At 53.0% G+C, this 21,174-nt stretch carries 9 protein-coding genes; 5 read left to right on the forward strand and 4 right to left on the reverse strand.

What is annotated here, in order from left to right:
* The first annotated feature begins 162 nt into the window (after nucleotides 1-162).
* Nucleotides 163-3,513 carry a GH36-type glycosyl hydrolase domain-containing protein gene (locus MKZ07_RS16300; protein WP_341026540.1) on the forward strand — a complete coding sequence of 1,117 codons (3,351 nt, stop codon included), beginning with the start codon at nucleotides 163-165 and terminating at the stop codon, nucleotides 3,511-3,513.
* Between the two features lie 29 nt (nucleotides 3,514-3,542).
* A complete protein-coding gene (gene bglX / locus MKZ07_RS16305; RefSeq protein ID WP_341026542.1) occupies nucleotides 3,543-5,708 on the forward strand; it encodes a beta-glucosidase BglX in 2,166 nt (721 codons plus the stop codon).
* A gap of 89 nt (nucleotides 5,709-5,797) precedes the next feature.
* Here bglX and MKZ07_RS16310 read toward each other — a convergent pair whose 3' ends face one another.
* Nucleotides 5,798-6,568, reverse strand: a complete 771-nt coding sequence (locus MKZ07_RS16310) for a DeoR/GlpR family DNA-binding transcription regulator (RefSeq protein ID WP_036697507.1) — start codon at nucleotides 6,566-6,568, stop codon at nucleotides 5,798-5,800.
* Nucleotides 6,569-7,542: 974 nt separating this feature from the next.
* On the opposite strand from MKZ07_RS16310, the gene MKZ07_RS16315 reads away from it, so the two are divergent.
* From MKZ07_RS16315 to MKZ07_RS16325, 3 genes are all read left to right on the forward strand, one after another.
* A complete protein-coding gene (locus MKZ07_RS16315; protein ID WP_036697508.1) occupies nucleotides 7,543-8,523 on the forward strand; it encodes a metallophosphoesterase family protein in 981 nt (326 codons plus the stop codon).
* Between the two features lie 14 nt (nucleotides 8,524-8,537).
* The gene (locus MKZ07_RS16320) at nucleotides 8,538-9,440 is read left to right on the forward strand and encodes a DMT family transporter (protein WP_036697510.1); all 903 of its coding nucleotides are present in this window, start codon (nucleotides 8,538-8,540) and stop codon (nucleotides 9,438-9,440) included.
* 69 nt (nucleotides 9,441-9,509) lie between these two features.
* Nucleotides 9,510-12,665 (forward strand): hybrid sensor histidine kinase/response regulator, encoded by a 3,156-nt coding sequence (locus MKZ07_RS16325; RefSeq protein ID WP_341026546.1) that lies wholly within the window; start codon nucleotides 9,510-9,512, stop codon nucleotides 12,663-12,665.
* Between the two features lie 99 nt (nucleotides 12,666-12,764).
* On the opposite strand, the gene MKZ07_RS16330 is transcribed toward MKZ07_RS16325, so the two are convergent.
* The 3 genes from MKZ07_RS16330 to MKZ07_RS16340 all read right to left on the reverse strand — a co-directional run bounded on the left by MKZ07_RS16330 (nucleotide 12,765) and on the right by MKZ07_RS16340 (nucleotide 21,136).
* On the reverse strand, nucleotides 12,765-18,050 hold the full coding sequence (locus MKZ07_RS16330; RefSeq protein WP_341026547.1) for an S-layer homology domain-containing protein: 5,286 nt from the start codon (nucleotides 18,048-18,050) through the stop codon (nucleotides 12,765-12,767).
* Nucleotides 18,051-18,394: 344 nt separating this feature from the next.
* Entirely contained in the window at nucleotides 18,395-19,204 is an 810-nt protein-coding gene (locus MKZ07_RS16335; protein WP_341026548.1) for a Fic family protein, read from the reverse strand.
* A 147-nt stretch (nucleotides 19,205-19,351) separates the two neighbouring features.
* Nucleotides 19,352-21,136 (reverse strand): aminopeptidase P family protein, encoded by a 1,785-nt coding sequence (locus MKZ07_RS16340; RefSeq protein ID WP_341026550.1) that lies wholly within the window; start codon nucleotides 21,134-21,136, stop codon nucleotides 19,352-19,354.
* Between the last annotated feature and the right edge of the window lie 38 nt (nucleotides 21,137-21,174).

Below are 21,174 nucleotides of genomic sequence, written 5' to 3' on the forward strand. Positions count from 1 at the left end.
TTTTCAGTCAAAAGTCTAAACTCGAAATGTATCGCCTATGGAAACGTTTCTATTTATTCTTTACATGGACATGTCAGCCCTTTTTTGTGACATCTGATGATGAATTCCCCCGTTCTGATCCATTTCATGTCCTAACTTAAGCATTGGAAAGCGAGGCTCGATATGATATTCAAACAACAAATGAACATGATTACCTTAACCCGGGATGACCTGTCGTATACATTCCTGCCTTCAGGAGATATTTTTGAATTCTCACAGGGCTCCACTCTTATTAATCTGTTCCAGGGTAATCCGGCAGACGGCTCTTCTAATAGTATCTATCTGCGCGTATATACGGAGCAAGGAATCCAGAGCTATCCGCTGCTGGGTATTAAGTCGGGCTCCAAGCTGTCCCGTACCGATGACAAACTGATTTTTGAAGGTTCTATAGAAGCAATCAGCTACCGCGTAACCTTCGCACCGGCAAAGGACGGCATCTGGTTCTGGCAGCTTCAGCTCTCCGGCAACGGTGAGACTGTAGATGTAGTGTATGGCCAGGACGTCGGCATTGCAGATAAAGGCGGCATTCTCGCTAATGAGCTGTATATGAGCCAATATCTGGATCACAGCATCTGGGAAGGCCCGCAGGGCTACGCCGTCTGCTCGCGTCAGAACCAGCCGCAGGGAACGGACTTCCCTTATCTCCAGCAGGGTGTAGTCGGCTCACGGGCTGTAGGCTACTCCACGGATGGTATGCAGTTCTTCGGCATTTCCTATAAAGGAAGCTATGTGCCTGAAGCGCTTAACGGCAATCTGCAGAACCGTAATTATCAATACGAGCTGGCTTATACCGCACTCCAGACCGAGACTATGGTCCTGTCGGCTCCAGTAGAATTCGCCTTCTATGGCCTATTCCGTCCGAATCATCCCGCTGCTGTAACTGAGCTTGAATTCCAGGCTGAGCTGCAGGCAGCTTATGCAGAGATCGACTGGAGCGGCAAGGAAGCCGTGCCAAGCCGGGATGTCCCTGTGCTGAGTGACGATATCGGCAAGCCATATGTCTCCGCACAGTGGTCACAGGCCGAGATCGATGCTGCCTTCCCGAACCGGAAGCTTGAGGAGATGGAGAACGGACAGCTGCTCTCCTTCTTCACAGACGGGCATGTCCATGTGGTTCTACAGCCTAAGGAGCTGCTGGTAGAACGTCCGCATGGCCATATCATCACCTCGCTGCTGGGCGACAAGCAGGTAGACAACAACCTGATCTCCTCCACTAACTATATGTACGGTATTTTCAACGGACAGACTGTAGTGGGGAATACCTCTTTCCATAAAGGGCTCTCCACGCCGCGCGGCCTGCTCAACATTCAGCGCAACAGCGGTCAGCGGATCTATGTCCGCATGGACGGAGTCTACCGGATTCTTACGCTGCCGGCGGCTTACGAGATGGGCGTGAATTTTGCGAAATGGCATTATCAGGTTGAAGACGATGTGCTGACCGTTACTGCGATCGCCGCAGCGGACCAGCCGGATGTAGCCCTTCAGGTCCAGTCGAAGCTGGGCAGATCCTACGATTATCTGATCACGAACCAGCTGGTCATGGGCGAGCATGAATTCCAGCATCCGGTACGGGTAGAAGAGAAAGACGGCATCCTGCAGCTTCTTCCTGATGAAGCATTGCTTCAGAAGCTTCCTTATCCTGGCCTGCATTTCGATATCCAGTTGCCTGGGACTTCTTATACGTATAGTGACGACCGGATGTTCTATGCCGACAGACAGCCGCGCAACGGCACTCTGCTTACCTTGTCGGTAACGCAGTCCTCCGGCTTCCAGCTCGTGCTTCAGGGCAGACTTACAGCGGCTGAGGCTCTTCCGCTGACGGTCCCTTACACACTGGAGAAGGAGCAGGCACAGTATAACGAATTCTACGCTTCGTTCACTTCCGGCTTCCAGCTGGAGCTGGATGGAGCCGAGCAGTCACGGATCGACATTCTGAATGAGACCGCATGGTGGTACACCCATAATGCGATGACCCACTTCATCATGCCGCATGGCCTTGAACAGCCGGGCGGAGCAGCCTGGGGTACACGCGATGTCTGCCAGGGGCCAATGGAATACTTCCTAATGACTCAGCATTATGAGCTGGCACGCAATACCCTGCTGAAGATCTATTCGCATCAACTGTGGGAGAGCAAGGAATGGCCGCAATGGTTCATGTTCGACCAGCATCCGGTTCAGGCCCATGAATGGCATGGCGACGTTGTGCTCTGGCCGCTGAAATGCATTAGCGATTACATCATGGCTACCGGAGATTATGCGATTCTTAACGAAGAAATCGGCTATCACCATCTGGCGGACGCTCAGCCAAGCCAGCAGACCGCGACTGTCCTTGAACATGTGAAGGCTGCCGTTGAGACCATCCGTGAACGCTTCGTACCGGGTACGTCTCTGATCAACTATGCCGGCGGCGACTGGGATGACACCCTGCAGCCAGCCAATGAAGCGCTCAAGACCAAGCTGGTCAGCGCATGGACGGTCGCGCTCGCCTTCCAGGTGATCCGCAATCTGTCCCAGGTGACTTCCGCCGATCCTGAATTCTCCGCCAGCCTGGCAACTATGGCCGAAGAGATGAAGGAATCGTTCCGTACCCTCCTGATCAAAGACGGCGTGATCGCCGGCTTCGCTTACTTCCAGGAGAACGGCAGCATTGATTATATGCTTCATCCGCTGGATCAGCAGACCGGCATTCATTACCGGTTATTGCCGATGACCCGCAGTATTATTGCGGAGCTGGTTACGCCGGAGCAGGCGCTAACCAATCTGCGCCTGATCGATGAGCACCTGAACTGCCCGGACGGCGTGCGCCTGATGGACCGTCCTGCCCGCTATGAAGGCGGCGTAAGCACCATCTTCCGCCGTGCGGAGCAAGCAGCCAGCGTCGGCCGTGAGATCAGCCTGCAATATGTACATGCCCATATCCGCTATATTGAAGCTTCCGCCAAGCTGGGCGAAGCGAAGCGTGCCTGGGATGGCCTGTTCCAGATCAACCCGATCAACATCCGGCAGAGCGTGCCTAATGCGCAGCTGCGTCAGAGCAACATGTACTTCAGCAGCTCGGACGGCGATTTCCCTGACCGCTACAGCTATCAGGAGAACTTCGACCAGCTGCGTGACGGCAGCGTTGAGGTGAAGGGCGGCTGGCGGCTGTATTCCAGCGGTCCCGGAATCTATCTGAATCAGCTGATCTCAGCCGTTTTGGGTATCCGCTTCAGTGAAGAAGAGCTGATTATTGATCCGGTCCTTCCGGCCAGCCTTGACGGTCTGCGCTTCACTTATGAGTGCTTCGGCAAGAAGATGACCTTCGTCTATCACATCAGCCCAGGTAAGGCCCGCACCCCGGAAGTGCAGGCAGCAGGCGTTGCTGTTACTGGCCAGGTACTACCGAATCCATACCGCCCGGGTGCGGTAAGCATTGCCAAGAATCATCTGCTGAGCCTGCCCGGCGATGAGCTGCATATCTATGTAACACAATAACTTTCAGTACGCTTACGAAGGAGTTAACCATGACTAAACCGTTTATCCAGGATCTCGTGAACGATATGACACTAGACGAGAAGTTAGCCCAGCTTACCCAGCTTGGTCCGTACTATTGGGGTCTGGATGATACCGTGGATTTGACGGGTCCATTCAAAGAACTTAATATCGAGCCGCAGGTGATCCGAAGCATCGGAAGCGTTCTGAACGGCATCGGCGCACGGAATGTCATTGAGCTGCAGACCCGGCATCTGGAATCCAGCCGCCTGAAGATCCCGCTGATCTTCATGGCCGATGTCATTCACGGCTACCGGACCATTCTGCCGATTCCGCTCGCTATGGGCTGTTCTTTCGATCTTGAGGCCTGCGAGCAGTTCGCTGAGGTAGCCGCGCAGGAGAGCGCTGCCGCCGGTATTCACCTCACCTTCTCTCCGATGACCGACCTCGTGCGTGATCCGCGCTGGGGCCGGGTCATGGAGACCTCCGGTGAGGACCCTTACCTGAACGCCCGGGTGACCGAGAGCATGGTCCGGGGCTACCAGGGCAAGGACCTGAAGGAGCCGGGGCGGATCGCTGCCTGCGTGAAGCACTTCGCCGGCTACGGCGCGCCTGAAGGCGGACGTGAATATAACACGGTGGATATGTCCACCGGTGTGCTCCGCGAGTTCTATCTGCCAGCCTACAAGGCAGCAGTAGATGCCGGTGTCGCTATGGTAATGGCTGCGTTCAATACCATTGACCGCATCCCGTCCAGCGGCAACAGCAAGCTCCTGCGCGGTATTCTCCGCGAGGAATGGGGCTTCGACGGCGTAACCATCGCCGACTTCAACTCCGTGAACGAGCTGGTGCCCCACGGCGCAGCGCAAGACGGACGTGAAGCTGCCCTGAAGAGTCTGTTAGCCGGACTGGATATCGAGATGATGTCCACCCACTATCTGAACCACGCTGCCTCGCTTGTTGAGGAAGGTCTCCTCGACCTCCGCCTCATCGACGAAGCGGTTACGCGGCTACTGGAGCTTAAGGACGCCCTCGGCCTGTTCGACAATCCGTTCAAGGATGCCGACCCTGTAGCAGATGAAGCCGACAAGCCAAGTCCCGAGCATCTTCAGGCGGCACGCGAGATGGGTGCCCGCTCAATCGTTCTGCTGAAGAACGAAGGCGGAGTCCTGCCGCTGAAGCGCGGGATGAAGATCGGCCTCGCCGGTCCCTTCGCTACCTCGATCAATGTTCTTGGCGGCTGGGCTGGTACCGAGAAAGACCCGGCGGTCTCCCTCTACACCGGCATCACCGGCAAAATCCCGGCAACAGACCTGCTCACAGCAATGACCGGCGAGCTGGGAAGCATGCTGGAGGGTGTATTCGATGTGGAGGATGCTTCCGAAGCGGCTTATGAGCAGCTGAAGGACTGTGATGTGATACTTGCCGCAGTCGGCGAGAATCAGCAGGATACCGGGGAAGGCGGCAGTAAGGCCAGCCTGCGGCTGTCCGCCAATCAGGAGAAGCTGATCCACCGCCTCAAGGCAACCGGCAAGCCGGTGGTCACCATTGTATTCAGCGGCCGCCCGCTGGAGCTTGCACCAGTGCTTGAGTCAAGTGACGCGCTCGTACAGGCCTGGTTCCTCGGCACAGAGTCGGGAAATTCCATTGCAGATGTGCTGTTCGGCGATTATAACCCGTCCGGACGCCTCTCCATGAGCTTCCCTTACTCCGTGGGACAGATCCCGGTGTACTATAATGCTTATCAGACGGGACGTCCTTATGATCCCCAGTATCCGAATGTGCGTTATGTAACCCGCTATCTGGATATTCCGAATGATCCGTTGTTCTGCTTCGGCTATGGCCTTAGCTATTCCGCCTTTGCCTACAGCGGCTTCACAGTAGAAGCTGGGGCAGACGGCAAGGTGCTTGCCTCCATCCAGGTGGAGAACACCTCGGAGGTTACCGGCAAGGAGACCGTACAGCTCTATATCCGCGATGTTACCGCAAGTGTGGTCCGTCCCGGCAAGGAGCTGAAGGGCTTCAAGCAGATTACCCTTGCCCCGCATGAGAAGCAGACGGTATCCTTCGAGATCACCAGAGACATGCTCATGTTCTACGCCCAGGATGATCAGCTGGTGTTCGAGCCTGGAGACTTCGATATCATGCTCGGCGCAAACTCCAGTGATCATAGCACGCAGCGGATCTGGATCGGCTGACCCTACTAACCAATAGACATAACAAATAGCGCCAATCCTCCACTTCACAAGTGTATGGATTGGCGCTATTTATATTGCACAGCTCTGCGTTACGCACCGGTCAGCAGCTCAATATCCAGCCGTGCAAAGGTATCCTTCCATTCCTCAGAGCAGCCGCTGTCGGTCAGCACCATGGAGATATGCTCTAGCGGGGCGATCTGGGCAAAGGTAGTGATGCCGAATTTGGAATGATCCGCGACCAGAATGGATTCCTCGGCCCGTTCCATCATTTTGCGGGAGATGAGGGCTTCCTCCAGGTGGTAGTCGGTAATGCCCTCCGCGAGTGAGATCCCGCCGGCAGAGATGAACGCCTTATTCACCTTGAACTGACCCAGCAGATCATGGGCGGTGCCCCCTACTGCTGCCTGGTACCCTGCATTCACCTCACCCCCGGCAAAAATAACCTTCCCCGCAAACTGCTCCAGCGCACAATTCAGCACGGGAACAGAGTTCGTAATCACCGTCACTTGTGTACGGTCCTTAAGCGCGCGCATGATCTCAAGGGTCGTTGTTCCGTTGTCGAGGATGACCGTCTCACCGTCTTGAATAAGTGAGGCTGCCAGCCTGCCGATGGCCTGCTTGTCTTGCAGATGCATCTGGGCGCGCTTCATGAATGTAGGCTCATGATTCTCCGAGCGGATTCGCACCGCTCCCCCGTACACCTTGCGCAGCCGCCCTTCCTTCTCCAGCCGGTCAAGATCGCGCCGGATCGTCTCCGTCGTCACCCCGAACCGCTCCGCGAGAAAATGCACCTGTACCTTCCCCGCAAGCTCCAGCTGGGCGAGAATCGTGTGCTTGCGTTCTTCATAGGTCAGCGACATCCATGCGTCCTCCAATCGGTGTTGATTTTATATAGAATGTACTTTTATTTTTTCTATGTTGGGATTGGCCGTGACACCAGAGAATAGTTGGCCCTCCAGCCGCTGTTGTCCCAGATTTCCTTGATTCAGCCACTTTTCGCGGGAGAAATCCGGTGACGGCTGCTGCACGAAAGTTTCAGGACCAATGTATGCGAAAAACAGCATACATTCTGCTGCACGAACTAGTAGACCATCAGATTTAAAAGGATGGATAAGTTTGTTAAACCCTATCAACCCAAAATCTAACGGACCGGTGAGATCTTATCTCCGCGAAAACGCCACTTTTTGCAGCGTAACGGACTCAGGCGAACTTATAGTCTCTCAATGAGACGTTTCGGAGCTGAAGTGCAAAGGATAAGGCCTATTCTAGCTCCATGGAGTCCGTTACTCGCCCAATTGGCGATTTTCTTCCCAAATAAGCGCACCTCAGTCCCTTACGATAAGCCAAGCGCCCCTGAAGAACAAGGCCCGCTTGGAAAAAAAGATGTAATTTGAAGGGGAATTGCGTCTGCTCCACTATTTTAAATCCGATAAGGTACTAGTTAGTAAATTCAAATTTTTTTGGGTATCTCTAGTCGAAATGTTGTTTCTAGTGTATTGATGTTGTTTTCACCAGTATATGAATCTGAATTCCACTTGTCAATGCGGCCCCTTTGCCACAGAAGCATCCTTGGTAGATATATGGGTATGGCACACATTGTATGAACTACAGTAGAATGAGCTTTTGCCTAATATCGTGCTAATTCTATTGCAGAGAATACAATCATCCCATAGGAGGCTTGACAGAATAACCAAACGAGCCTAAAATCAACATGAAACAACACAAAGAAACATAAATCAACAACACATTGAATCAACAAACGCCGCACTATTACATCACCACACGCCTTACTGCCATACCCATAATCGGATTGACAAGAGAGGGGATTTCCCGCATGAACAGTAAATTATCATTTCGGCCAGACGGCACCTTCACCATCGTACAGTTCACTGACCTCCACTGGATGGATGGAAGAGCAGAGGATCAGCAGACCCGGGAGCTGATGGAGCTGGTGCTGAAGGCGGAGCAGCCGGACCTGGTTATTTTCACAGGGGATACGATCTATACGGGTCCGGTCCGTGAAGGCGAGCTTCCTTGCCAGGACCCCAAGCAGGCCTTCCGCGATGCCGTGGCTGCTGTAGTGAATTCCGGTGTGCCTTGGGCGTTCGTATACGGCAACCACGACACGGAGAACGGAGTGACCTACAGCGAGCTGATGGAGATTGCGCAGGAGTCCCCGCAGTGTCTGGCTGAGGCTGGTCCGGCGGAGCTGGCAGGTTCAAGCAATTACGTCCTGGAGATTGAAGGCGCGGGCAATCATGCGGGAGCCATCCTCTATATGCTCGATACGGGTGCCTACTCTCCGCTGGAGCAGATTCCCGGGTATAGCTGGGTCCGGCGCAACCAGATGGATTGGCTGGCAGAGCAGTCTGCGCGGCTGAATCCCGGAGAAGGTCAAACGAAGCGGCCTGCACTGGCATTCTTCCATATCCCGCTGCCCGAATATGACGAGATGTGGAACACCCAAGTTTGTTACGGACACAAGTATGAACGGGTCTGCGCTCCGGTTCTGAATTCGGGGTTATTCGCTGCGCTCGTAGAGATGGGCGATGTGGCAGGCACCTTTTGCGGACATGACCATATCAATGATTTCACCGGCACGCTGCATGGCATCCGCCTCAGCTATGGCCGGGCAACCGGCTATAATACCTACGGGCACGACAACCTCAAGCGGGGAGCGCGCGTCATCCGTCTAGAGCAGGACCAACCGTCCTTCGACACCTGGCTCCGGCTGGCAGACGGCTCCCGTTGCACAGAACAGCCCGCCCATACACCTCTCCCTGCTGCAGGGTTCACAACACTAACTACTTCTTGAGGGGCTGACAATCCATGCTGCTGCCAATTCTTTTGGTGCTGGCTTCCGGAATGTGCCACGCGGTGTGGAGCATGTTCACCAAAAGAAGCCTGAATAAAAGCATCTTCCTGTGGTCGATCATGATGGTCTCCACGGTGCTGCTGCTGCCGGTACTGCTGATCGAGCTGTGGACACAGCCGCTGGCCGCCGGTGCTTACGCCCTGCTGCTGCTGTCTGTAGCGCTGCAGGCCTTATATTCCTGGCTTTTATCCATAACCTATGAGATGGGCGACCTGTCCCAGATCTACCCGGTGATGCGGGGGACAAGCACGCTGCTGATCCCGCTGATCGGCGTTATTTTCCTGAAAGAATCCTTGTCTGCCTATGGCTGGATCGGTATTTGCTGCATGCTCGGCGGCTTCGCTGTCCTCAGCGGAATAGGCTCCCGAAGAAGCCACCCGGCTTCATCCGGGTCTGTGTCCGGCACTCCTTCTGCATCCGGCCCCGGCACCACCTTAGGCTACTACACACCGGTACTCATGGCCCTCTGCGTGGGATTATGCACTACCTGCTACGTGTTCGTCGATAAGCTAAACCTTCAGCATATGTCGCCGCTGGCCCTGCTTGAGGTGACCAATATCGGCTTCGTTGCCGGACTGACCCCCGCGGTTCTGAGATCGCGGAAGCTGCTTGAAGAGTGGCGCCGCAACACATTCACCATCCTGCTGGGCAGCGTGCTGAATCCGGGCTCCTATCTGCTGTTCCTGTTCGCACTTCAGCAGGCACCGCTCGCCCACATCAGCCCGCTGCGGGAGATCGGAACCATATTCGCTACGCTCCTCGGTGTGTTGCTCTTGAAGGAGCGGCAGGGCCTGCGGCGGATGGTATGCTCAGTCGTCATTTTCTGCGGAATTCTGCTAATTGGCATCTGGGGGTAAGCAGGATAACTATCGCAGATGTCGAATTGAAACCGTATGATGAAGATAACCTCGATGAGCACACACCTAATGAAGGCACGAACCAGATTCAATCCCAAGCAGGCTCTATTGCTGCTTCTCTATTTAATTATTCTAACCAGTCTGCGCTATATGTGGTTCAATGCCAATACTGCGTCTGAGCATCCTGAAGCACAGCAAGGTGTACTGGATATGCGGGGCTGGGACTTCGTGAATTCCCCGTCCATCCAGCTGGATGGAGAATGGGAGTTCTATCCCGGCCAGCTCCTGGGCTATGAGGATTCCGCTGCACTGGCTGCGTCCACACCGCATGTTGTCCAGGTTCCCGGTGACTGGAGCAGCGGCTTCCCCGAAGGGGAGCAATCCTCTCTGGGCTATGGTACATACAAGCTGCGTATACTTTTAGATCCGTCACAGACCGAGTCTTACGGCTTCTGGATTCAGCGGATTCAGGCCGCCTCCAGCATCGATATTAACGAGCAGAGAGAGACCAGCTTCGGGAAGCTGGCCGCGAATAGCGGAGACTATATCCCCAAGGCGGTCTCTTACACCGCAGCCTACGATGAGCCGGGCAGGCAGGAGATTGTTCTCCTCGTCCGGGCAGCCAACTACGACCATCCGCTGGAGGGCGGGATTGTGAGGTCGATTCGCTTCGGCTCCCAAGCAGCGGTGGATACTGAACGGATGTATTCGATCGGCTTCCAGCTGGTCAGCTTTGTGATCATGATGCTTCATGCGCTGTATGCAAGCATTCTATACTTTTTCAACCGGCGGGAGCATGTGTTCGTGCTCTTCTTCCTGCTGCTGCTCGCTGTAGCGGTCTCCATCATCGCCGACAACGATGCGATTCTGCTGATCTGGTTCCCCATTAACTATACCTGGGCGCTGAAGATCAAGCTGCTGTCCTATCCGGCGATCTCCCTGTTCATGCTGCTGCTGACGCGCAGCTTCTATACTCATGGGCGCTCCGGCCGTCTATTGAAGGGATATGTGGCTGGACTGCTTATCTACACCGTCTATGTACTCGTTCTACCTGTTCAGTTGGTGATGTATGGAAAAATATTTTTCTCTCTGCTCTATCTGCTTCCTGTAGCTGCAGTTATCTACCATATCGGCCGGATGGTTTGGCGGAAGGAACAGGACTCCTTCTTCCTGCTGTTCGCTGCTGCCGCCATCGGCTCCAGTGTCATTGGCGGCGCCCTGGAATCGAACAGCCGGATAAGTATCCAGTATTATCCCGTTGATATGATAGCAGCCATTATCGGCTTCTCCTCCTACTGGTTCAAGCGGTACTTCCGCAACGCGGAGGAGAACCGGCTGCTCAACCTGCAGCTGAAGGAGAGCGACCGGAAGAAGGACGAATTCCTGGCGAATACCTCCCATGAGCTGCGGACACCGCTGCACGGTATCATCAGCATTGCCCAGACTGTAGCCTCCAAGGAACAACAGGTGCTGGACGAACAGAGCTCTAAGGATCTGGAGCTGCTCATTACGATCAGCCGCAGAATGTCCCTGATGCTGGGCGATCTGCTCGATGTGACCCGTCTGCAGGAGAAGCGGATTGTGCTCCAGCGCGAGCCGCTGGCCATGGGTTCACTGGTCTCGGGCGTGCTGGGGATGTTCGAATTCATGATCGAGGGCAAACGGCTGCAGCTGCGTAATGAGCTTCCCGCTTCATTGCCGCCGGTCTGGGGGGATGAGAAGCGGATTGTGCAGATCCTCTATAACCTGCTGCACAATGCCATCAAGTACACGCAGGCCGGAACGGTCACCGTCTCCGCTGCAGCCGACGGCAAGCTTGCGTGGATCAGTGTAGCCGATACCGGAGCGGGGATCGACAAGGAGACGCAGGCGCGGATCTTCTCGCCGTATGAGCAAGGCAGCAAAGGCATCATTGACGGCGGCGGCATTGGTCTGGGCTTAAGCATCAGCAAGCAGCTGACCGAGCTGCATGGCGGAGATCTCACTGTTGACTCAGAGCCGGGCAAAGGGTCAGTGTTCACCTTCACCCTGCTGCTGGCCTCCTCTGCCGGGGCCCGGGAGATGGCGGACCAGGAACCAGCCTCGCAGGGGCAGCCGGACAACCCGGAACTGCAGGAGATGCTGCTGGAGGAAGGCCGGCTGCTGCTACAGCAGCCCGATATCCGCAATCTCATAGTCCCTATGGAATTAACGAATCCGCCGCAGATACAGGATGCCTCCCAGACGGCCAAGTCTCTAATTCTGGCCGTCGATGATGATCCGGTCAATCTCAAGGTGCTCGCCAGCATGCTCTCGGCAGAGCATTATCAGCTGGTCACCGCCACCAGCGCCGAGGAAGCCTTGGAGCTGCTTGGCACCGAGCCGTGGGATCTGCTGATCGCCGATGTGATGATGCCGTACATGTCCGGCTATGAATTGACGCGGATCGTCCGGCAGCGCTTCTCCATCTCGGAGCTGCCGATCCTGCTGCTCACGGCCCGCAACCAGCCTGCGGACATCTATACCGGCTTCATGGCCGGAGCCAACGACTATGTCACCAAGCCGGTAGATGCGCTGGAGCTGAAATACCGGGTCCGCTCACTGACCGGACTGAAGCAGTCCGTTACCCAGAGCCTGCGGATGGAGGCCGCTTACCTCCAGGCACAGATTCAGCCTCATTTCCTGTTCAACACGCTGAACGCACTGCTGGCGCTGAGTGAATTCGACCTGCCGAAGATGCGTGATCTCGGGGAGGCCTTCTCCTCCTACCTGCGCATCAGCTTCGATTATATGAATTCGCAGCAACTCGTCGGATTATCCCATGAGCTGGAGCTGGTAGAGTCCTATCTCTTCATTGAGAAAGCGCGCTTCGAGGAACGCCTGCAGATCGAATGGGAGGTTGATCCCGGCATCGAGCTGCTGCTTCCTCCGCTCACCCTTCAGCCGCTTGTGGAGAACGCCGTCAGACACGGCCTGCTAAGCCGCAAAGCCGGAGGTAAGCTATCGATCCGCATTCACCGCCAGAAGGGCTACACCTCCTTCGAAGTGGAGGATAACGGCAAGGGCATGAGCGAGGAACAGGTGGCCCGTCTGCTCGATGACACCTTCCTGGCCCACCGCGGCATCGGCCTGCTGAACACCAACCGGCGCCTGACCCAGCTCTACGGCGAAGGCCTCGTCATCCGCAGCCAGCCCGGGGCTGGCACTACGGTATCCTTTGTGATTCCTGAGCGGAGGCAGGGCTGATCCTTTAGCTGTATAGCTCAGACTTTTGACCACAACATAAAGCAAAGCAGCGATTCTCCAATACCGAGAACCGCTGCTTTTTTTGAGTTTAGATCTAATTTAGTATTTCAACTGATATAACCGGTAGATCAAGGCTGCAGCCTCTGCTTTACTGGCGGTCTGGGCAGGGCGGAAGCTCTGATCCCCGAAGCCTTCGAACAGATGCATACTCTTGGTCAACGCCACACTGGATGCCGCCCATTTCGATACTTTGGCTCCATCTGTGAAGGCTGCAATCACTGCTGCCGGCTGGGCAACAGCTGATTTACCGTTATACGCTGTAAGTGCACGTGCAAGCATTGTTGCAATCTCTTCACGTGTGATGGTTGCCTCAGGGTCAAAAGCAGCCGGCGATTTGCCGTTAATGATTCCGGCTGCATAAGCCGCAGCAATCTCATCACTGTAAGGATTGGTTGGCTTAATATCCTTGAACGGCAAGGCCAGCCCTTCCCCGTTCAACCCGTAAGCTCTGGCGATCATTGCCGCGAACTGTTCGCGGGTAATCTTGTCAGATGGAGCAAATGCTCCGCCTTCGTCCAGGATTCCCTTAGTCAACAGGTAATTGATCTCTTTAACTGCCCAGTGACTGGCAGGCACATCTGTGAATGCAGCCGCTCCAAGCATCACAGTGTACTTGCTGAAGTGTCCTCTCGGTGCCGTTACAGTTTGAGTAACAGGATCATATTTACCGCCAACCGCTTCCCAGGTAAGACTCTTCTCATTCAGGACGTACACAGTCAGATTCTCCAGATTCGCCTCTGAATATTTCGAAATATCAATGGCTGACACATCAAAGGTCACATCGATCGGCTTCGCGAAGCTCTTCACCGGCTGGCCGTCAACAGAAGCACTGAATTCCATCACTGGAATATTGGCCAGCGGTTCTGCCTGACGGGGTTTGTTAATTACAGCATTCTCTACCACTTCTGCTGCCAGATTAATCTTCTGGCCTGCCTCCACCTTACCGAAGGTATCCGGCTCAATGGTGAATGCCGTCTGGTCCATTTGAATCTTCAATCCGGCAATGTCATTCTCCCGCACCAAGGTAAGAATCTCTGATGGGAGCGTGGTATTCAGCTTATGAATCCCTTTATCCACTGGAGGTACTTTCACCGTCAGGCTCAGCTTCAGGTCAGCAGCCGTTCCAGCTCCAAGCTTGCTAGTCAGCTCTCCAGCGACGGATGCTAATGCCTGCTTGGCCGTTTCAATCTGTGCGCTGATGAATCCCGAATCCAGCTGCGAAGAGACGGCGTTTCCTTCTACAGTTACATTGTCTTTGGCAATTGTAGCTTCGCCAGCTTTGTTCAGCGCGGCCTGGCTGGAAAGTATAACAGCATCCTTCAGCTTCTGAACCTCTTCAGCCTTGATGCCCTGCGCGTTATTCAGCACCGCAGCCGCATTATTAATGAGGGCCTGGGCAATTTCTACTGCCTTGCTGGAGCTATCCAGCTTGTTCAGTAAATAAGGCGCACTATCCACCAATTGCGTAATAGAACTCACAATCTTCTGTTTCTCTGCGGAATCCTGAATAGTTCCCAGCAGCTGCGCTGCTGAATCCATGGCCTGAGACAAGCTCTTGCTGTTCTGTTCAGCTTGTGCAGGAGTGTTAGCCGATTTGAGTGACTCGGCCATGCTGGACAGCGCATTCTGTGCTGCCGTGGCTTTCTCTGCTGCGGAGCCGGAAGTATTCTTGAGCAAGTCCTTCAGCTTATCATTCTGCTGCTGAACATTCGCGTCAGTCCCTGTTACCGCAGCCGGAGCGGGAGCAGCCGGTGTTGCTGCTGGTCCAGGTGCTCCTGGTCCGCTTCCTCCTGGTCCGCTTCCCCCTGGTGCCGGTGCGGGATTAGGATTCGTTCCGGTATTGCCGCCGTTACCTCCATTATCGCTTCCTGGCAGATTAGGGCCTGGATTAACCACAGTATCTCCCGACGACTCCAGGATTACTTTTTTGTCCAGGGTATAGGTCTGTCCATCGATGGTCATTGAAGCCTTGATCACATAAGTTCCGTCAGTCAACATCTTGTTTTCTGTATTATCATAAGTCATTGCTCTTAGCGGGTATACCAGAAAAGCCTCTTTGGTTAGCACCTTTCCCGCTTCGTTCTGAAGCTCATAAGTAGCCTTGTCCGGGTACAGACTCATGCTGCCAATGCTTGTTCCGCCATTGGCAACCAGAATTTGCGGCTTCTTGATTTGTCCGATGGAGTTGCCTGCTGTATCGACCAGTCCAATCTCAATCAAGGTCGAACCAGCGGGCCGGATTAATTTGCCATTCTGCAACCCCACAATATCCAGCCCTTTCAAGGCAAGTGGCGTAATCTGGGTGAGTGTACCTGCCTGCAGCGTTCCAGGTGCGAAATGAATATCGTACTGGTATTCGATGGCACCCTTGATTTGGTCTACAGATACTACTACATCGCCAGGGGTAATTTGCACCTGATTGGCATTGAACGCATAGCCTTGGAGTGTCGATTGGCCCGGTGTCGTATATTTAACCGCATAGATGGTTCCCGATTCAGGAGCCACCAGCGTAGCCAGCGCAGACGCACTATCATCCATCGACAAGCTATTGTCTCCTGCACCGATTACAACCTGATCACGGTATACAAAAGTGTCTAACCGGGTATGTGCCAGCATACTGTAGGTTCCTTGAGTGGCGTAGAAATAATTCTCACCTGCAGGATTACTGTCGATCACATAAGGAATGTAATCCGTCTCTGCCAAATCCCGCCGCACCACATACAGCTCGTCAGCCGGCTGGTCTAATATAACCTTGCTGACTTCCTGAAGCTCTTGTCTTGCGTCCAGCACCAGCGAGTAATCCTTGCCGGGTTCTGTATTAATGGAGCCATACATGTAGTAACCATATTTGGCTTGCACTCCGTTATGGCTTCTGTTGTAGCGCATGAAGTCAACGTCTACAGTTGAAGGAGAATCTACCACCAGGAACCCCTGGGATTCAGGACTGCGAACATAAGAAGAGACGATAGAAGAAGAACCGTCACTTCTTGTGACTTTAGCCTGGATATTCGCATCGTCCAGCGGAACCCCGCCCGCATAGTTCCCGCCTTCAGCCTTATCAAGGCCCCGCACACGGATGACAGCCTGCGATTGCGGATTAATGATCGCTAGGTGTACACTTTTAGATAAATAATCAGTCTTCTTAAAATACAACTCACCTGCATAAAAAGCTTTGTCTGCCGGTATGGTGAATGTTCCCTGCTCATCGGTGGTGCCAAGCGCCTCCCCATAACCGCTGATCTGCACTCCAGCCACCGGTTGCCCCTGGGCACCCGTATCATGCTGGCGTACAGTAACCGTTACCTTCTGTGCCTGGTCAACAGTCAGGTATGGCTTGTCTACCAGGTCCACCAGCTTGCCATCATTGTCTCTGATCTCAATATCCAATTCGTTCTTCGGCAGAACCGTCAGCTCAGCCTCACTCAGCAATTCTCCCAGAACATAACCACTATTTATCCAGGTGCTTGGGAATAATTGAACCTTATATGTCCCTGATTTGGCAGGCTTCCAATCCCGCTGATTGATCCGCTGCAGCTTCCCTTCCTTTTGCTCAGTGGACCAATACAGAGAGTCATCCGAGATCACAGCGCCGCTCTCATCTGTGATGATCAGCTTATAATTACTGCTGAGATCAAGACGATTCTCATACTCATCTGTCACTTTCACCAGAACATTCACACTCTCGCCCAGAACAACCTGATTGCGGAATTCAGCCTGGTCATAGTAACTGGAGGCTTGCACCTGGAGACTGATCCCGGCCTTAAAAGTACTCCCGCCACGGATGTTATACTCATCATCTGACGGAGTGAAGTATGAACTCAATAGAAGCTCATTCGGGTTGCTGTTAGAATCTGCACCGCCAAAAGTAGTGTTTGCCGTCAAGCGGTGAATTTGTTCACCCTTAGGTACATACAGATGATCGCCTACAGCAAGATTCATACTGATCTGGTTATAGTTATATCTTTCGTTCAGATAAGAGATGTTTATTTTACCACGCCCCATCCCCGTAGCCGGTATCTGAAGTTGCAGCTTGCTGAAATCCTGGGAATGTCCATCATAGAATATTTCATGTTTTGCTTCGGTTGGCGTGATTTTATTACGGAATAAGATATTAACGCCGGTATCACGATTTCTTGCAAGCGACGTGAATTCATATTCCTTATTCTTCTCCAGATAGATACTTTGCCCGAAAAAGAGCTGAGAACCTCTCGCATTGTCTATCTGTTTGTACCTGGTATTATCAATGAGAGAATAGTTCTCTACATATACAGGCTCACCATCCAAGGAAGCACGGAAGCTAATCCGGCTGTAGTCACTGGCATCCTTGATGATTTCTTTGTGTGTCCCGTCTTCCGCCGCGTACAATGAAGAGGCAGGAATCTGGAACATATAAGCTTCACGGTTATCAGTGGCTATATAAGCTTTATAGTCCCCAGGCACCTCTCCTGTTCTGAATACCAGCACCGTATATCCCGGCACAGCAAACTGATTCGCCAATCCCCTAAGTCCGGAGTTGGTCAGGAACGGATCGGTGAACAGCTTCCCCTTGGCATTCAGATAACGGACAGCCACCATATATGTACCCGCTTGCTCCCGGTCAGTTACATAGATTGGCTTAGCTTCATACTGCTCGCTCCCCTGCTTAAGCAATACGAACATCACCGGAGTATTCAAGTATAATTGATGATTATCCCTAAGCTGAATCTGCCCGTTCTCATCCGTGGTATAGGAATAGGACTGATAATTCGCCCAGATCGCCACGGATCCCTTCACAAGCGGAACACCATTATTCAGGATGGTAAGCCTTACATTCTTATCATCGCTGCGGACCTCCGATTGTGTAGCACTTTCATATGTATTGGAATCCTTAGTCATCCGTTCTACAGAGATATCAATGCCCGTAGTTGAAGGCACACGGATGCTCTGCGGAGGTGTCATCACCAGCCCCTGCCCGCCCATATATTCGGCATGAAGAGAATATTCTTCACCGGCAGCCAGCCCTTCAAAAGAAAGATAATTGTACTCCATAGAAGTATACACTGCATCCAGCACAGTCAGCTTGGCTTCACTTCTCGCCTTCACCTTACTGGCTATCTCCACATCTTCTTTCATAAGTACGAACTTAACCTCATTCAGAACCTTAAGATCGCTATAAGTCACATCTACTACACTATTGACCATGATCTTTTGTGTGCCATCCGGGAGCCGGTCATTCGAGACTACCCCTGCTCTGAACGAGGCGGCAGATACCTCAAGCACACTTAATAACGATAATAATAAGACCAGAACCATGGAAACCGCCGTTCTTAATTTCTTCGAATACATATTCCATCTCCTTCTCCCCAGTTCAATCAACACATTTTAACTTATAGTTAGATTATTACTCCCTCCCCAGTTAATCCTATTCAGAAGGCTCACAACAAGGATGTTACATTTATTTCGCGAAAATGTCTATTACTTCCTTACCAGGGGCCCAGAAAGTTAGCTCCCCCCAGTGTTTTGTCACAATTTGTCTAATATAATTCCAAAAAACATACAAAAAAAGACGAAGACTCTAAGGTCCCCGTCGTTCTTGTTCTTCTATTATCACAACACCGTATATCACAGCTCTCAGCCCCAGCCGTTTACCGAACCACATAATGCCCTCCTGTCTAACTCCCTGTTTGAATTCAGTTATTATTATTCCGCAGATCCACTGACCTGGATTTCGTGATAGTCGGCAGGTCAGTTAGAGACTTGACCATTTGTCTGTATGAAGATACAAACCATGATAGATACGGCACATAACTTCCTGTATTGTAGTACTCCAAGATCGCTTCGATATAACCACTGCTCTTCACATATCCTGAGAGTAGCGGCATTTCCCCATTGCCCAGTAGCGAGAACGTCTGCACCATGCGTGCAGTTCGTTTGTTAATGTCTTGAAAGTACTGCAGATAACAGAGGTTAAGCTTCAGGTAAATGGCGCGTTCAAACGGATTCTTGAGGGTCCCAGCCACCTCAAGCAGATACTTTAATTCCTCATTTAAATAATCCCTGCCCACAGGGGGGGAATAATCCGTTCCAGATATTCTGACTGAATCCTCACGTGGAGCTCCGCAATTTGCCGCCGGCAATAAATCTTTGGCCAGGATGGAATGTACATCCGTTACAAAGTAACGATCTATTGCTTTATCTTTTGAAGCAAGCACAAAATTATAGGCATCTCTTAAATTTAGAATCATTTGCGCATCAGAATATAACTTACCTCCCGCGGTGATGCCCATTTTCAAAAGATTAATCGTATCCACCTTGGAGTATGTATTTCCTTCTAATTTAGCAGAAGAATATACAAAATCAATTCCAATCTCCTCCACATTCCGATAGTTCATCAAAAAAGACTCCAACGGATACCTCCCAGAAGCCTCCTGAAGTTGTTTACTTTGCACTCCTGTTAATTGAGGAAACTTATTTAATCGCTCCGGATCATAACCTGACATTTCAATTCCTCCTGCTCTACAGAAAGTTCTTCGTCCTAATTTTTTATTTTAACATTAATTCTATAATACGTATAACGGCTTCTCACCCACCCATAGCAAAAAAAGACGAAGCCCCTAAGGTCCCCGTCGTTCTTGTTCTTCTATTCCTTACAACACCAAAGCCGCCGTCTCCCGCTTCAGCCACGCCCGGTGCTCCTCATCCAGCAGCGGAGCCAGCTTATCGTACACCTCAGCATGATAATGGTTCACCCAGTCCAGCTCCTCTATGCTTAGCATAGACGGCTCAATCGCCCGGGTATCTATCGGCAAATAACAGAGGTCTTCAAACTTCAGGAATCTACCGAACTCCGTAGTCACATCCTCCGTAATCAGCAGCGTGTTCTCCGTACGGATACCATGACGGCCTTCCTTGTAGACTCCCGGCTCTACCGTGATAATCATCCCAGGCTCCAGGACAACAGGATTCGGCTTGAAGCTGAACCGCTGCGGCTCCTCATGCACATTGGAGTAATAGCCTACACCATGCCCGGTTCCGCACTTGTAATCGAGGCCGTTATCCCACATCGGCCCCCGGGCGAGAATGTCGAGGGTAGATCCGGTGGAGCCATAGAGGAACTTGGCCGTAGACAGCGCAATCACAGACTTCAGCACCAGCGTGAAATCTCTCTTCTCCTCATCCGTCAGCGGGCCAAGCGCCAGCGTGCGGGTGATATCCGTTGTCCCGTTCTGGAAGTGCGAGCCCGAATCCAGCAGATACAGGCCTCTGGCTTCCAGCTCTACCGGATGATCGGCAGACGGCGAATAGTGCATCATCGCAGCATTCGCGCCGTAGGCAGAGATACTGGAGAAGCTTAGCTCAGCGAATAAAGGCTGCTGCCGCCGCAGCTCCAGCCCCTTCTCATCGGCTTCAAGCTCGGTCACCGGACGGAGCGGAACCGTCTCCTGCAGCCATTTGAACAGTCCGACCAGGGCGGCCGCATCCTTCAAATAGACATCACGGATATTACGGATCTCCACCTCGTTCTTGATCGACTTAAGGGCTACTACAAGACCCGATACTTCAATACTATGAGCGGATTCCGGGATGGCCGCCGCCAGACTATATCCGGTTTTGTTCGGATCATACAGCACGGAAGCCGCTTCCGGTAGCGTCTGCAGGAACGGAAGAATGTCCTCATACTCCCTGATCTCCACGCTATCCCGGGCCAGCGTCTCCTTATCTTGCGGGGTGGCCTTATGCCCTCCGGCGAACAAGATTGCATGATGTACCCCTACTATGGCAAAAGCCGTCACGTACGGATTGAACGGAATATCCCGTCCCCGGATGTTGAACAGCCAGCACAGATCATCCAGCGCGGACAGCACATAATAATCAGCGCCCTTACGCTTCATCCCCTGCCGGACCTGCTCCAGCTTGTCCACCCGGCTGAGGCCTGCATACTCTTCGTCATGCAGCATTAATGGCTCGGCCGGAATGGCCGGTCTGTCCGTCCAGATCTCCCCTACCGGGTCGAGGTCTGTAATCGTCTGAATCCCTTTCGCCGCGAACTTGGCCTGCAAGCCCTTCATCGCGGTTACGGACAACGTTCTGCCGTCTACCGCCATACGTGCGCCTTGCGGCAATTCCTCGGCCAGCCATTCATCCCATTGCGGAACGCCAGGCTCAGCCATGCGGAACATACGGATACCGGAGCCCTCCAGCTCCCGCTCTGCTTGAATGTAGTACCTGCCATCCGTCCACAAGCCAGCATCCGCTAACGTGATCACAGCCGTTCCGGCAGAACCGGTGAAGCCGGTAATCCAGCGGCGGCTTTTCCAGTGCTCCCCCTCATATTCACTTAAGTGAGCATCCCCGCTCAACACCACACAGGCCGCTATCCCGCGCTCCGTCATCCATTCTCTTAGCTTATGTACTTTCTCCTTCGGCAACATACCAGCATCTCCTTCTCTCTATCTAGTCTACTGAATTA

The sequence above is a fragment of the Paenibacillus sp. FSL P4-0338 genome (genome assembly GCF_038002365.1).
Taxonomy (GTDB): domain Bacteria; phylum Bacillota; class Bacilli; order Paenibacillales; family Paenibacillaceae; genus Paenibacillus_AQ.

What these genes read in the sequence shown, in the direction of transcription:
- MKZ07_RS16300 (WP_341026540.1), top strand. Translation starts at nt 163, where the DNA reads ATGATATTCAAACAACAAATGAACATGATTACCTTAACCCGGGATGAC.
- bglX (WP_341026542.1), top strand. Translation starts at nt 3,543, where the DNA reads ATGACTAAACCGTTTATCCAGGATCTCGTGAACGATATGACACTAGAC.
- MKZ07_RS16310 (WP_036697507.1), bottom strand. Translation starts at nt 6,568, where the DNA reads ATGTCGCTGACCTATGAAGAACGCAAGCACACGATTCTCGCCCAGCTG.
- MKZ07_RS16315 (WP_036697508.1), top strand. Translation starts at nt 7,543, where the DNA reads ATGAACAGTAAATTATCATTTCGGCCAGACGGCACCTTCACCATCGTA.
- MKZ07_RS16320 (WP_036697510.1), top strand. Translation starts at nt 8,538, where the DNA reads ATGCTGCTGCCAATTCTTTTGGTGCTGGCTTCCGGAATGTGCCACGCG.
- MKZ07_RS16325 (WP_341026546.1), top strand. Translation starts at nt 9,510, where the DNA reads ATGAAGGCACGAACCAGATTCAATCCCAAGCAGGCTCTATTGCTGCTT.
- MKZ07_RS16330 (WP_341026547.1), bottom strand. Translation starts at nt 18,050, where the DNA reads ATGTATTCGAAGAAATTAAGAACGGCGGTTTCCATGGTTCTGGTCTTA.
- MKZ07_RS16335 (WP_341026548.1), bottom strand. Translation starts at nt 19,204, where the DNA reads ATGTCAGGTTATGATCCGGAGCGATTAAATAAGTTTCCTCAATTAACA.
- MKZ07_RS16340 (WP_341026550.1), bottom strand. Translation starts at nt 21,136, where the DNA reads ATGTTGCCGAAGGAGAAAGTACATAAGCTAAGAGAATGGATGACGGAG.